Origin of the sequence: Parasynechococcus sp., from assembly GCF_042954325.1 — a bacterium.
Taxonomy (GTDB): domain Bacteria; phylum Cyanobacteriota; class Cyanobacteriia; order PCC-6307; family Cyanobiaceae; genus Parasynechococcus.
This window is the reverse complement of record NZ_JBGKDS010000070.1, coordinates 1-13,876: the sequence shown is the minus strand read 5'-3', so window position 1 is coordinate 13,876 and position 13,876 is coordinate 1. Positions and strand designations below refer to the sequence as shown.

Annotated in this window: 12 protein-coding genes; 4 read left to right on the top strand and 8 right to left on the bottom strand. The window is 58.0% G+C overall.

Annotated elements, in window-relative coordinates; translation table 11 throughout:
• The 7 genes from ACGVKB_RS09070 to ACGVKB_RS09040 all read right to left on the bottom strand — a co-directional run.
• A partial coding sequence (locus tag ACGVKB_RS09070; RefSeq protein ID WP_392351299.1) for an FAD-dependent oxidoreductase occupies nt 1-368 on the bottom strand: 368 nt, incomplete at its 3' end.
• Nucleotides 369-439: 71 nt separating this feature from the next.
• Nucleotides 440-1,564 carry a hypothetical protein gene (locus tag ACGVKB_RS09065; RefSeq protein WP_392351297.1) on the bottom strand — a complete coding sequence of 375 codons (1,125 nt, stop codon included), beginning with the start codon at nt 1,562-1,564 and terminating at the stop codon, nt 440-442.
• Nucleotides 1,565-1,683: 119 nt separating this feature from the next.
• Entirely contained in the window at nt 1,684-5,328 is a 3,645-nt protein-coding gene (locus ACGVKB_RS09060) for a hydantoinase B/oxoprolinase family protein (protein ID WP_392351295.1), read from the bottom strand.
• Between the two features lie 102 nt (nt 5,329-5,430).
• Complete coding sequence (locus ACGVKB_RS09055) at nt 5,431-6,312, bottom strand: SGNH/GDSL hydrolase family protein (protein ID WP_392351293.1); 882 nt, start codon at nt 6,310-6,312, stop codon at nt 5,431-5,433.
• Between the two features lie 516 nt (nt 6,313-6,828).
• Complete coding sequence (locus ACGVKB_RS09050; RefSeq protein WP_392351291.1) at nt 6,829-7,323, bottom strand: hypothetical protein; 495 nt, start codon at nt 7,321-7,323, stop codon at nt 6,829-6,831.
• 114 nt (nt 7,324-7,437) lie between these two features.
• Nucleotides 7,438-8,586 (bottom strand): hypothetical protein, encoded by a 1,149-nt coding sequence (locus ACGVKB_RS09045; protein WP_392351303.1) that lies wholly within the window; start codon nt 8,584-8,586, stop codon nt 7,438-7,440.
• A gap of 56 nt (nt 8,587-8,642) precedes the next feature.
• Nucleotides 8,643-9,563, bottom strand: coding sequence for a metal ABC transporter solute-binding protein, Zn/Mn family (locus ACGVKB_RS09040; RefSeq protein ID WP_392351289.1), 921 nt, complete (start codon nt 9,561-9,563; stop codon nt 8,643-8,645).
• A gap of 92 nt (nt 9,564-9,655) precedes the next feature.
• On the opposite strand from ACGVKB_RS09040, the gene ACGVKB_RS09035 reads away from it, so the two are divergent.
• Together ACGVKB_RS09035 and ACGVKB_RS09030 are read left to right on the top strand one after the other, a co-directional pair.
• Complete coding sequence (locus ACGVKB_RS09035; RefSeq protein WP_392351287.1) at nt 9,656-10,342, top strand: metal ABC transporter ATP-binding protein; 687 nt, start codon at nt 9,656-9,658, stop codon at nt 10,340-10,342.
• Nucleotides 10,326-11,114, top strand: coding sequence for a metal ABC transporter permease (locus ACGVKB_RS09030; RefSeq protein ID WP_392351301.1), 789 nt, complete (start codon nt 10,326-10,328; stop codon nt 11,112-11,114). Before ACGVKB_RS09035 ends, ACGVKB_RS09030 begins: the two co-directional genes overlap by 17 nt.
• Here ACGVKB_RS09030 and ACGVKB_RS09025 read toward each other — a convergent pair.
• A complete protein-coding gene (locus tag ACGVKB_RS09025) occupies nt 11,104-11,934 on the bottom strand; it encodes a metal ABC transporter permease (RefSeq protein ID WP_392351285.1) in 831 nt (276 codons plus the stop codon). The genes ACGVKB_RS09030 and ACGVKB_RS09025 overlap by 11 nt on opposite strands.
• A 74-nt stretch (nt 11,935-12,008) precedes the next feature.
• On the opposite strand from ACGVKB_RS09025, the gene ACGVKB_RS09020 reads away from it, so the two are divergent.
• A complete protein-coding gene (locus ACGVKB_RS09020; RefSeq protein ID WP_392351283.1) occupies nt 12,009-13,328 on the top strand; it encodes a lysophospholipid acyltransferase family protein in 1,320 nt (439 codons plus the stop codon).
• A 25-nt stretch (nt 13,329-13,353) separates the two neighbouring features.
• A complete protein-coding gene (locus tag ACGVKB_RS09015; protein WP_392351281.1) occupies nt 13,354-13,863 on the top strand; it encodes a nodulation protein NodD in 510 nt (169 codons plus the stop codon).
• The last annotated feature ends 13 nt before the right edge of the window (nt 13,864-13,876 follow it).

The window sequence follows — 13,876 nt, the reverse complement described above, 5'->3', positions numbered from 1 at the left end:
CAGTGAAAGACCCCCTTTCCGTCGTAGTAAGACGAATAACGCTTCAAACCAAGCTCATCGGTGAGGGCTTCAAAGCGTTTGTGCGTTTTGCCACCCCACTGACCACCAAGGTCAATCACACCGTTACCGGCAACGCTCTGGGTCACCATGCGGCCACCGATGCGTGCTTTGGCTTCCAGAAGCAACACGCTTCGTCCCTGCTGTTTCAGCTCGCGTGCCGCCGTCAGACCGGACAAGCCCCCACCGATCACAACCACATCAACACGGTTGCGATCGGATTGCGTCCGTCCGGGCTGATTGGAGCCGATGGCGGTCAACCCGGCTAAGGAACCTGCAGAGGCGAGAAGACCCCGTCGACTAATAACCATGACGAATTAATGAGGTTCAAAAAAAGAAGGCCTTCATCCATGAAGACCTTCTGCACTCAAACGGGGCTCAATCAGGCGTAAGGCTTAGAAGAGTGGTGCATCACGATCCGCACAACACCGTCATCACCCTTCTGGTATGTCCAGCTTTTATCGACATACCCGACGCCCCCTGTTTCGTCTTCGGTGTACACCCAACCCATCGACGTGGCGGTGTCGCCATCGAGACGGATGACAGCATTTTCAGCCCACGCATCGGCCCAGGCGAACCGTTCTCCCTGATCATTCGGGGAGGTGCCGATGGCAAACCCCAGATCGTCATAGTTGTCATTTCCGCCGACGAAATAGGACAAAGCACCAGCCTTGTCCGGACGGAAGGTCGTATTGCCATTGGCCCAGGTGGGCTTGAAGGCAACAGGCCCAGCCTGGTAGCCGTAGGCGGCATCAATCACAGCACTGGCCAGGTCTTCTGCGGCCTGGAATCCTTCAGACTTGTACGTCTGACTGATGTCGACCAGAGCATTGGTCCAGGCTTTCTGCGCCTCACGAACCTCTTTCTTGGTGATGGTATGGGCCGGGTCAAACGACTCAGCATTCACCCGATAGTTCTTCACCTTGTCAGGGGAATCAATCGTGTCGTAAGGCGATGAGGAGTGATGGAGAACAATACGAACGACACCATCATCATCCTTCTGATAGCTCCAGGTTTTATCCACATAGCTAACATTTCCGGCCTCATCTTCGGTGTACAGCAACCCTTGGACAGTGGCCGTGTTGCCATCGAGGCGCATCACCGATTGATCAAACCAACTGCTGGCCCAGGAGGAGCGTTCACCGGTCACGGGGTCGGGCTTGTTGCCGATGGCAAAGCCAAGATCGTCATAGGCGTCGTTGCCTCCGACGAAATAAGAGATCGCACCCTCGCGATCGGTGCGGAACGTCGTTTCTCCGGAGGCCCAGGTGGGCTTGAAGGCCACCGCACCCAACTGATAGCCGTAGGCCCCGTCAATGACATCACCCGCGAGGGCTTCTGCAGCTTCAAAACCATCGGCCTTATAGGTCTGGCTGATATCAACAAGGGCTTGCGTCCAGGCTTTGAACGCCTGCTTCACCTCTTTCTTCGTGATGATGTTGTCGTTCAGGACCGTCTGGGTCTCCAAACTGCCAGCTGAATCTGCTCTCTGAGAGGACCCACTCAAGGGATCACTGAAGTCAATGATGCCGGGCACAACAGTGTCGTTGGCGAACACAGCTGATATTCAAAAACGCATTAAAAGCAGCTGGGAGAATTTGGCAAGTGACTGTTCATACAACAGGATTAATCGGTGAGCTCGCCATAACCACCGCCTCCTGGTGTTTGTAGATGAATTGCATCACCGGCCGCCAGGTCCAACTGAGCAGAACCCGGCAATGGCTGCTCGGTTCCATCCGCCCGCAGCACAGTGTTCACGCCGCAAGCTCCATCACCACCACCGTTGAGACCAAAGGGCGGCACCCGGCGGGAGCCGCTGATCAAGGACAGGCGCATCGGTTCCAGAAACCGCAGTGTGCGTTCCAACCCGTCGCCACCGCACCAGCGGCCAGGGCCACCGGACGCAATGCGGCGGGAAAACCGTTCCACACGAACCGGGTATCGCTGTTCCAGAACCTCAGGGTCGGTCAAACGGGAGTTGGTCATCTGACTTTGCAGGCCAACCGAACCGTGAAAGCCCGGCCCCGCACCGCCTCCACCAGCAATCGTTTCGTAGTACTGACGCCGACCATCGCCAAAACTGAGGTTGTTCATCGTGCCCTGCCCCGCCGCCTGCACATCCAAGGCGCCGAATAACAAATTACAGAGCGCCTGAGAGACCTCAACATTGCCGGCCACAACAGCCGCAGGAGCCGTTGGATTGAGCATGGACCCCTCGGGGACGATCAGATCGAGAGGTTCGAAACAACCTTCATTGAGGGGAATGTCGTCCTCCAGCAAGCAGCGAATTACATACAGAACACAGGCTCTGGTCACGGCCAACGGGGCATTGAGATTGCTTCCCTGTTGGCAAGAGCTATGGCTGAAGTCCAACTGCAACCGTTGTTGATCGCGCTGGACGCGGACCTGAACCGCCAGGGTCGCGCCGTCGTCCAGATGCAGCTCACGGTCTCCATCGCTGAGTTGCTCCAGCATGCGACGCACACAACGGCTGGCATGGGACTGAAGCCCGACCATCTGCTGCTGAACGCAGACCACCCCCTCGCGCTCCACCAACCGCAGCAACCCTTCAACGCCTGCTTGGTTTGCAGCCACCTGAGCCTGTAAATCCGCCACCAGCTCCTGCGGATTGCGGGGAGGAATCGGCACGGCATCGCATGCGGCCTGCCAGCGCCTTGCCTGAATCTCTCCCTGGCGAACGAAGAGAAGGTTGCGGACCAGTAACCCCTCCTCCTCAATGCACCGACTGAATGAGGGCATCGACCCTGGACTGATCCCACCGACATCGGCGTGGTGGCCCCGACTGGCCACAAAAAAGCTCGGCTCACGATCGCCGCAGAACACCGGTGTGATCGCCGTGATGTCCGGCAAGTGCGTGCCGCCATGGAACGGGTCATTGCTCAACAGGGTGTCCCCGGGCTGCAGAGGATCGATTGCGCCGGCCTGCACCTGCGCCAGCAGGTCCCGAACGCTGTCCCCCATCGAGCCCAAATGCACGGGGATATGCGGGGCATTGGCCACCAGAGCACCCTGGCGATCAAACAGGGCGCAGGAGAAATCCAGCCGTTCGCGGATATTCACCGAACGGCTGCTGAGGCGCAGCCGTTCCCCCATCTGCTCGGCGATGGCCATGAATCGATGACGGAACAACTCCCCACGCACCGCACCAGGGTCGATGGCGGAGTCCGCCTGGTCAGGCGTGGCATCCCGCTGGAGCAGCAGGGAGGCTTCAGCAGTGATCCGGGCCACCCAGCCCGGCTCGAGCACGATGCAACCGGTGGCTTCAGCGATCAAGGCGGGTCCTTGGACCCGCTGCTCGCAACGCAACGACTCTCGGTCGAACAACGGCACCTGACTCCAGCCCTGTCCGCGCAGATGAAGATCCACCAGCCGGCGGGGTGGTGTGGGCCGATCGGCAACGTTGACAGCGGTGGCAGCGGTGGGCTGGAATTGCTGTGCGGCGGTGAGCTCAACGGTGAGCGTCTCGAGCACCAGCCGGTCATCAGCGGCGATGCAGTAGCCAAAGCGCTGTTGATGCATGGCCTGAAAGGCAGCAATCAGTTCGCTGATCTGCAGATGCTCGGACCACGGCAAGGTCAGGGTCTGATCAGCCCCCGCGTAACGCAGGTCTAAGGCCACCTGCAGCACCGCTCCATCGCTGGCATCCCCCTGTTGTTCCAACTGGTGGCGGGCCTGCAGGTGCAGCGACTTCACCTGCTGCGGTAGGTCCGCGAGCAGCTCGATGGTGAGGGGCTGTCCCCAGTGCTGTTGAAGCCGACGGCGCTGACAGGCCTGGCCCATGCCGTAAGCCGAAAGCACCCCTGCCATCGGATGCAGCAGCACCGAATCGAGGCCCAACTCTTCCGCCAGGCGGCAGGCATGCTGCCCACCGGCTCCGCCATAGGCCACCAGCACACCGCCGCGAATGTCCTGGCCGCGGTGCAGGGACACGCGACGGATCGCATCGGCCATGCGCTCGATGGCTAGTTGCAACGCTCCTTCCGCCAACTGTTCAGACGATTGGCCAAACCCCTTGGCCAAGGAGGCAAACGCTTCCTGCACCACCCCCAGATCCGGAGCTTGGTCGCCATTCGGTCCAAACACCGACGGAAAGCGATCCAATTGCAGGCGTCCGAGCAGCAAGTTGGCATCGGTGATCGTGAGCGGGCCACCAGCGCGATAACAGGCCGGACCAGGCCGCGCACCCGCCGAACGGGGGCCTACCTGAAGACGATCACCAACGCGATGAAGCACAGAGCCACCGCCGGCGGCGACGGTGTCAATCGATAACCGAGGGGCCAACAACTGCAATCCAGCGATGGCCGTTGTCTCCTGCAGCTGATGCAGGGCGGAGGTCTCCGCAGTCGGCACACAGAACACATCCGTGGAGGTGCCGCCCATGTCAAACCCGATCACGGGCACATCGGTCAGTCCGGCCGACCGGGCAGCGGCGATGGCCCCGACCATGCCGGCGGCGGGGCCGGAGAGAATCGTGTCCTTGGCGAGCAGAGCACTGGGATCCTGCAACGATCCGCTGGATGTCATCACCCTGAGCGGGGTGGAGGCACCGAGGGCCTGCTTCACCTGATCGAGATAGCCGTGAAGCACAGGAGCCACCGCCCCTTCGGCCAGGGCTGTCTGCCCCCGGGGGACCAAACGGGGCAGGGCACTGACCTGATGGGAGCAGGTGACCTGCTCAAAGCCAAGTTCAGACAACACCAGCGCACAGGCCCGTTCATGATCTGGGTTGCGATGGGCATGCAGCAGAGCCACCACGGCATGGCGGAGCCCGGAGGCCCGCAGGGCGATCAACTGTTGACGCAGGTCAGGGGAGACATGCAAGGGCTCCAACTCCGAACCGCTGGGCGTCATCCGGCCAGGGACCTCGACCACGGTCGTGGCCAAAAAGGGAGGGGAGGCCTGCACAAAAGCAAAGAGATCCTCGCGGTGCTGATCGCCAATGCGCAGCAGATCGGCCAAACCGCTGTTGGTGATCAGCAACAGCGGCGTACCACGGCCCTCCAATAAGGCGTTAGTGGCCACGGTGGTGCCCAGCCGCACGCTGTCCACGAGCTGCTCCGGCAGACCTGCGTCCGCACCGAGGCCAAGGCAGTCGCACATCGCCGCGACCGCCGGATCGTGCCCGGAACGTTCGGAAAGCACCTTGCGCACATGCAAGCGCCCCTCCGGGTCACAACCGATCAGGTCTGTGAAGGTGCCTCCGCGATCCACCCAGAAGTGCCAACCATGATCAGGGCCCGGTACTGCCAACGGTGTTCAGCGTTGCGTCGTTCGAGACGTTGACGTTATGTCGGCCAAGGGGGCCCGCAACGGCAGCGGACCACAGAACAGTTCTGATTCAGAGAAGTGCGATCAAACAAAGGCATACGACTCCAATGTTGCTGAAATCTCTTCACCAAAAAGCTCAGCCAAAGCAGAACTGGTGTTCGAATCAGGGTGAATTGAGTCAACAAATCCTGGCTGATCAAGCTGCTGCCAGAGCTGATCAGAATCGATCACAGCGATCTTCATTTGATCATCATATTTTTTCTCGAGTTTGTACTGAAGTTTGTCGCTTGCCATGACCAGGAAATTCGACACCGCGGCCTGATCTTCGCTCGCAAAATTCGTGATCCAATCTTGCGCCTCTGGAGTTTCAACGATTGGAGGCGCACCCAGCACCGCAATCTCATCCACAAAATCGTCCAGCTTTCGAATGGAATATTTGATGTTCTTCGCTATTGGCTGAACCATTTCTTTCGCAAGAGCCCTGTCATCCTCGAGGGATTCGGTCATAACGACAGCCTGAATGTCCTCGGCCCTATCCATCACGTCTAGAAGATCATTCCCTCCACAACTCAGCAAAACATCGATATCGTCGCTCTCCAGATAAAATCCATGCCTTGCCTTCACCTGCCTGACCTGGTCTTGCAGACCAATACTGATAGATCCCAACAATGGGATTGAGAAACCAGGCTGAGCCCCAGTCCTGGCCCCTGCATGGGCATAGTTATGAATCTGAGCTGCTGCCGGATCATCAGCACTCAGAACAGAAATCAATTGAGAATCATTGATGTCGGCACCAAGCTCCAGGGCGACGTGCTCACCGAGGACAGGACCATCCGACGCTTTGACATTGCCACCTTTGTCATAAATCGCATCTGCAAATGGATTCTGACCAATTGGAGACAACAGAGAAGCTGTATTACCAGAATCAACAAGGCTATCCCCAAGAATGATCAAAGTAGACGTCATCCCTAGCCTCAGCAAAGCCTTAGCAGACTACCAAGAGATTGGACACATGCCAGCAAGCACAACGAAAGATCTTGGCGGCGCATGAAATTGATGACAATCAAGCACGTGGGACACAGTTCACCAACCACCTCGATCAATCCTGATTGTGCCTTGTACGACATCGACATGTTGCCGACATCAAATACAGAAAAACCTTTGGCCTTTAAGGTTCCGCCGTTGCGACGAGACCACCGTGTTCGATCCCATCGAATGTGAATCCCGTGATGCTTGGGACTGGTGGTGCGACAGAATTATCGAGCTGAGAAGACAGGGCCAATACGCCAACGCCAGGTCCATTTACATGGAATTCAGACGCCACGATATCGATGATCATCTTGGCTATCCCGAGTTCCTCGAGTAAGGATGTCGACATCATCCAGCCGTTTCTGCATCGCCCGTGAGAGGAAAAGACCAAGGCTGGTGGGGAAATCAACCAACAGCCAGGTCCAACAAGGAAGCCCAGTGATGGGCTATTGATCACATCATGGAGTCATGATGATGGGCATCACCATGATCGTGGAGAACTTTTTCTAGATCTGTATTGAGAAAACTCATGTGTTGAATGCCCAAGCCATTAATGCCCTTAGGCATCGTCATATCCATTGAGCCATGGTCATCGCCATGATCGTGATCGTGATCGTGATCGTGATCGGCATGATCCTCAGCAACATAGGGTTCTGCCGTGATGAGTCCCAAGTCACCCTTACCCAGCAAACGCCCGGGCTTGACATCCTCAAACCCGTCCTCAAAGCGTCCTTTAACAATCAAGTCGTCTGAGGAATCAAAGCGTCCATCCGAATTGGAGTCGGCATACATTTTGTAGCCCTTTCCATTCTTTTTGTGAACAACAAAACCAACATGACCATCTTCAAAGCTCCATTCATAATGAAAGCGCTTCGAGCCTTCAGGACGATCCTTTTTGGCAACACGCGACCAGGAACCAATCTGGGGCTCGAGTCCTGAGTTATTCACAGAAAGCTAAGTAAAGAGAGAAAAATTAAGCGGGCGATAGCACAATTTTGCTATCGCCGGCTATGAATATTTTAAGAGAAAATATCCAGTAGAAGACAACAATTTAAGCTTTCGTTAGAAGCTAAAGCTCACCCCAGTACCAACATGATGCTGCCAACCTTCACCCCAGCCCGGTGCATTGTCCGGTGTATAAACGGGTTGCCAATGGGCGAACAAAAGGGCATTACCAACGGGAACAGACAGCTCAACCTCACCGGCAAAATCCGTACGCTGACTTAAGCCTGAATAACTTCCAGGGGTATAAAAACGTGGACCAGCCTCCACTTTCAGCTGAACCTGATCAGCGCCGACTTTAAAGCCCATTCCGACCCGCGGATCGGTGTAATTGCCGATCCAAACACCATCAGATTCCCAACCCTGGCGGTGGTCCACAGAGAGATAGACACCATCAACAAGGTCACTTAGGCCATCGCCGAGCCCAAAATTAACGTCACCATCACCAAGGGCCCATGTGAGCTTGGCACCGATTTCATTCTTCAGACCCTGAACATCATCTCCCTGATCCTTGGTCACCAAATAAGGCATCCAGGACAAGGCAAGATTGAGCCGATCATTTGGGGCATAGCGAACCTTTAGATAGCCCTTGACATCCGTGCGCTTGAAGTCGGTGTCGTGTTCATGGGCATGGTCATGCTCGCCATGATCATGCCCTTCATGGCTGCCATGATCGTGATCATCATGACTCTCCCGGCGGCGACGGGCGCGTCTGTGATGAGCACCATGATCGTGATCATCTGCGTGATCATGCTCATCATGGTCATGCTCATCGTGGTCATGCTCGTCGTGGTCGTGCTCAGCATGATGATCGTCGTGGTCATGCTCGTCATCGGAGCCATGACCATCGTCATCTTGGGACTCCTCAGAATGATCATCGACATGGACCTTGCCGTAGAAATGTTCCGCTTCTCCCCAGACCAACGCTGGGCCAACGGCCGCTTCAACGGACAGAGACGCTCCGTTGCCTAACCCCCAGGAGAAGACACCACCAAACAGACCATCAATCGCATAGTGCTTTGGATCACCCTCGAGATTGGGATCAAATCCACCATGGCCTTCCAGCGTGATCACTGGTGTGAAGTCAAATTCACCTGCGGAAAGTTGTTCCCCAGTGTCTCCACCATGGGCGCCATGTGAAAAGGCAGCGGGCGCGGTGAAGAGGGGTGAAAGCAAGCAGGCCAGCAGAACAAAACGAGAGCGGAGCATTAAATTCACCACGGGAAGAGAAGAGAAGAGAAGAGAAGAGAGAACAACGCCGCTGATTAGCGAATCGCTGACCAGCGGCGGATCAAGCCGTCAGCAGCGGCGCGATTGCAACGGCCACCCTGGCCGTTGACCATGGTGCAGACGTTGCTGACAGAGGTGGAGACCGCTGACTGACCCGCAGCCACACCCTCTGCATAGAGAGGGGTCGAAGCGATCGGCAAACCTGTCGATCGACTGATTCGTTTGAGTGTTTTATTCGCAGGCAACGCCGGCGTGAAGATGACTTTGGCTCCGGATGCTTTGACGGCTTGCGTGATGCGCGTCAGGCTCGACGGCCTTAAAACTCCACCGGTGCTGTAGCTGTCCAGCATCGCAATTTCCTTCAACCCATAGCGGCGGGCGAGGTGGCTGTAGGTCTGGTGATCCGTCACCAGAACCTTCTGTGCCGAGGGAAGCGTTCCGAACTGTTGGCCCGCCCAACTCCCCAAGGAACTGAACACGGATTTCGCTTCAGCAGCGCGACTCGCCACAGATGCCCGTTGGCTTGCGGGCACCACTGCTGCGAGCTTGCCCGCCAACACCGAAATCATCGCTGCGCTGTTGGCCGGGTCGTGCCAAACGTGGGGATCATTGCCCCGATAATTCGGCATCGCCAGTTCGCCAACGGCGACAACCTGGCCGCGCGAGCTGATCTTCTTGGCCACCGGCGTCAGGCCAAAGCCGATGTGGACCACCAACGTGGCACTGGACAGTGCTTGTCGATCACTCGGCTTCATCCGATAGCTGTGCGGATCACCACCTGGAGGGATCAAACAGGTGACAGACACCGAGGAGCCGGCCAAGGTGCGAGTGAGATCGCACAGCGTGCCATCGACGGCAACAACATTGGGCTTCGCAGCATGGGCACCGGGAGACAACGCCGGAAGAAACAGAAGCAACGCCACTGCGCCGAGGTGGAACCGAGAGGCCAAAGCCATGCCCTGAAGTTTGATAATGATTATCATTCTTTCATTAAGGCTGCATCCGGCAACCCCCTCCCGCAGCAAAATGGAGGGATCAAAACATCGCTGTGACAACGACTTCTTCGCCGGCGCGAACGCGTCTCAGCGCTCGGCATCTCAGTTTTGGTTTCGGTGATCAGAAGGTGATTGACCAGGTCAGTTTCGACTTGGAACCCGGCAGCCTCACAGCCCTCGTCGGCCCCAACGGTGCGGGTAAATCCACGTTGTTGCATCTCCTTCAAGGGAGACTCAAGCCCAGCTCCGGGTCCGTGGTGAGCGACGGCGCCATTGCACTGATGCCGCAGCGGGCCGCCATTGACTGGACCTTTCCCATCACCGTCAATCAGATGGTCGACCTCGGGCGCGCTGCGGGATCGAAGGGTTCAGCAACCAGCTGCCTCGATCAGGTGGGCTTGGCGGACTTGGGGGCTCGACGTCTCAATCAACTCTCCGGTGGTCAGCAACAACGGGCCTTACTGGCACGAACCCTCGTCCAGAACGCAGACATTCTTTTGTTGGATGAACCCTGCAGTGCCATCGACCCGCCAACCCGTGAGCAACTGCTTGGTCTGATGCGGTCTCTGGCGGAAGCGGGGCAAACCCTGTTGATCAGTAGCCATGACTGGGGTCAGGCACTGGATGCCTACGACCGGGTGATCGTCCTCGACGGAACCACGCTCGCCATCGGAACACCTGACGATGTCCGCCAACGGCTCAGCGACATGACCTGCATGGGGAATCACTGCTGTGGATAACTGGTGGTTCATCCCAGCTGTGGTGGCCGCGCTGGTCGGGGTGCTGTGTCCGGTCACTGGGTCCATCCTGATCACCCAGCGCCGACTGCTTCAGGCCAACCTGATCACCCATGCTGTCCTGCCCGGAATCGTCCTGGCCCTGGCCTTTGGCTGGAACTTCACCACGGGCGGCCTGATCAGCGCCGTCCTCGGTGCCCTATTAGCGGAACAACTCAACCAACGCTTTCCCGGTCGGGAAGACGGGGTCATGAACACGGTCCTGGCTGGCTTCATTGCCCTGGGTGTTCTGCTGATTCCCCTGCTGCGCCTCCGCATCGATCTCGAATCGCTGCTCTTCGGCGATCTCCTGGCCGCCAACGACGGTGACCTGTTGCGAACCCTGCTGGCCGGCCTGGCACTGGTGCTTGTCCTGCTGAATCGTTATCGCGATTTTGTCTATCTCGGCGTTGACCCTGAGGGAGCGGCGGCCGCTGGACGACCGGTCGCTCAACTGCGCTTTGCGATGACCTTGATCACAGCCTTGGTTGTGATCTGCAGCCTGACGGCTGTGGGGGTTGTCCTTGTGATCGCCCTGCTCTGCGCTCCCGTGCTGTTGCATGTCGAGCAAAGTTCGAGCCTCAAGGAACTCATGCTGCGCTCCGCCGGAACCGGGCTTGTGTTGAGTGCTGGGGGCATGGGGATGGCCATTGCCCTTGACCTCCCACCGGGGCCATTAATCGGGGTGCTCTGCGTCGTTTCACTGTTGATCAAACCGATCGCCATCAGGGGTTGAGATGGCTGAGAACGCCATGGCGCGGAGCAAACAGAAAAGCCAGCACAAACTGAGCGGTCTGTACCAAAACAATGCATCCCGCCGTAGAGCTATCGGTCCAATAACTCACAAAGACACCAAGCACACTCGACAAAACACTGCTGAAGACCGCAATGGCCGTCATCCGATCAAAACGGTCGGTTAATAGATATGCCGTGGCACCCGGGGTCACCAACATGGCGACCACAAGAATGATTCCAACCGTCTGAAGACCGGCCACTGCAGCGAGGGACAACAACCCCAGCAACATGTAATGCAGCAACCCTGTGTTGATCCCGATGGATCGTGCATGGGTCGGATCGAAGCAGAACAACATCAGGTCCCGCCGGAAGATCAGCAACAGCACCAGAACCAACAGTGAAATCACCAGGGTCTGACGAATGTCACCCGCGGTGATTCCCAGAACATTGCCAAACAAAATATGGGTGAGATCAATGTTGCTCCTGGTTTTCGACACCAGAACCAGACCCAGGGCAAAGAAGCCTGTAAACACAAGGCCGATCACCGTGTCCTCCTTGACACGTGATTTCTGCTTGACGAAACCGATCGCCGCCACCGATCCCACACCGAACACAAAAGCGCCGACCGAAAACGGAAGCCCCAGCGCGTAGGCCACCACCACGCCGGGCAGGACGGCATGGGACACGGCATCGCCCATCAAGGCCCAACCTTTCAAGGTCATGTAGCAGGACAGCAGCCCGCAAACACCACCGACCAGGGCACTCACCAACAGAGCCCTGACCATGAAGTCGTGGGCGAGGGGCTCAAGAAGCAATTCCATCCCACGAGTCTCTCAAAACCACAACAACCAAAGCGACGCTCGCCCATCAGACTGGCGGTCCTCACGGTGATGGTGTGCCGCGCGCCTCGATCCTCTCGGCCCGTCCCGCCCTGCGACGCCTTCCAACGCGCCCCGGACGACGGGTTCAACGGGTCCTACAACGGTTGATTCCGCTGGTTCTCAGGGCTCAAAAGCTGCAAATCCGGCCGGGCAATGCCGCTGAACAACTGGCGAAGGCCTTCAGTGCACAGCAGCGGGGCGACACCACACTGCTTCTGGCTTTCCGCCATCCCAGTTCCAGGGATCCGATGGTGCTCGCCGATCTGTTCTGGAATCAGGTCCCCCGAGCAGCCGACCAACTGGGCCTTCGCCTGCCCCGTCCGATCGAGCTGCGCTACATCTACGACCGAGGCATTCCGATCTGGGCGGGTCCGGTGATCGGGTGGTTGCTGCAACGCTGCGGAGGGATCGCCATCCACCGTGGCCGGCTCGATCGACCTGCCCTCAAAGAAGCCCGACAGGTGCTGGCCCAGGGACGACATGCACTGGTGGTGGCACCGGAAGGAGCCACCAACAACCTCTCAGGGGAGATGGCCCCCCTGGAACCCGGGGTGGCTCAGCTGGCGTTCTGGAGCGTGGAAGATCTCGCCAAAGCCGAGGATTCACGCACACTTCTCCTGGTGCCGATCGGCATTCGCTACAGCTGGAGACAACAGAACTGGACTGCGCTCGATCAGCGCTTGAGTTCTCTGGAGAACCATCTGGCGCTTGCCAGGGTCAGCGATTCAGAGCAGGAACCACGGCAGCGGCTCCTGCGAATCGGATCTGTCCTGCTGGATGCCCTCGAACAACTCGAACGCATCCCATCCAAAACGGACCAAAACTTCCCCGATCGGTTGGCTGACTTCCGCGAACACGGACTCCAACGGGCTGAACTTCACTTCGGCCTGCGTCCGGGAAGCACGGTCCAAGAACGCTGCAGGCGCATCGAACAGGCCGCATGGGACCGCATCTACCGCGACAATCTCGAATCACTCAACCCGCTGGAACGGAGCCTTGCCGACTGGGAAGCCCGGGAAGCAGATCTGCAGCTCACCCGGATGCGGCTCGTGGAACATGTCAGCAGCGTCAGTGGTCACTACCTCGAAGAAAATCTCGAATTCGACCGTTGCGGTGAACTGCTGATGGTGGTCGAGGACGCGATCAGCTGGCTGGAAGATCGACCGATTGAAAGCCAACCCTCCCTCGGCCCCCAACGGGTGGAGCTCAGCGTTGGCGACGCTCTTCCTGTGATGGAGCATCTGCGTCACTACCAACGCAACCGCAGAGAAGCCGTCGCTGGCCTAACCGAACAACTGCAACAGTCCCTTCAAGGGCTGATGGAACCACAATGAGTCAGACCGCCAAGGGTTGAATGTCATGCTGCTGACCTATCTGTTCTGTTTGCTGGCGGGTGCGGTGTTGATTGCGATCTCACTAGCCGGGGACAGCAGCAGTGATGGCTTCGAAGGTGACGGAGAAGGCGGCAACCTCACCCTGCTGTTCAGCACCTCGTTCTGGTCCTTTGGAATGAGCGGCTTTGGGCTCTGCGGCGTCCTCATCACCGTGTTCAGCGGCAATGGAGCAGGCTTTGGATCGATTGCACTCGCAGCCCTGACGGGCATCGGGTTGGGGCTGGCGGCTGCCAAGACCCTTCAGGTGATCGGACGCCGAACCGCCGACAGTTCAATCCGCAGCGATGATCTGGCCGGACAACAGGGGGTTGTCACCCTGCGCGTGGAACCCGATCAACGGGGCTTTGTGGAGATCAACGTGCGCGGCAGCCTGATCCGACGACCGGCGATCAGCAGTGGGCAATCCCTCGGCAAGGGAACACCCGTGGTGATCCTCAGGGCCAATGAACACACCGTAGAAGTGGAGCAAGTCTGAATATCTCGGCGAC

Excerpts from the sequence above, each read along its gene's own strand:
- ACGVKB_RS09055 (WP_392351293.1), bottom strand. The coding sequence starts at position 6,312 with ATGACGTCTACTTTGATCATTCTTGGGGATAGCCTTGTTGATTCTGGT.
- ACGVKB_RS09045 (WP_392351303.1), bottom strand. The coding sequence starts at position 8,586 with ATGCTCCGCTCTCGTTTTGTTCTGCTGGCCTGCTTGCTTTCACCCCTC.
- ACGVKB_RS09040 (WP_392351289.1), bottom strand. The coding sequence starts at position 9,563 with ATGGCTTTGGCCTCTCGGTTCCACCTCGGCGCAGTGGCGTTGCTTCTG.
- ACGVKB_RS09025 (WP_392351285.1), bottom strand. The coding sequence starts at position 11,934 with ATGGAATTGCTTCTTGAGCCCCTCGCCCACGACTTCATGGTCAGGGCT.
- ACGVKB_RS09015 (WP_392351281.1), top strand. The coding sequence starts at position 13,354 with ATGCTGCTGACCTATCTGTTCTGTTTGCTGGCGGGTGCGGTGTTGATT.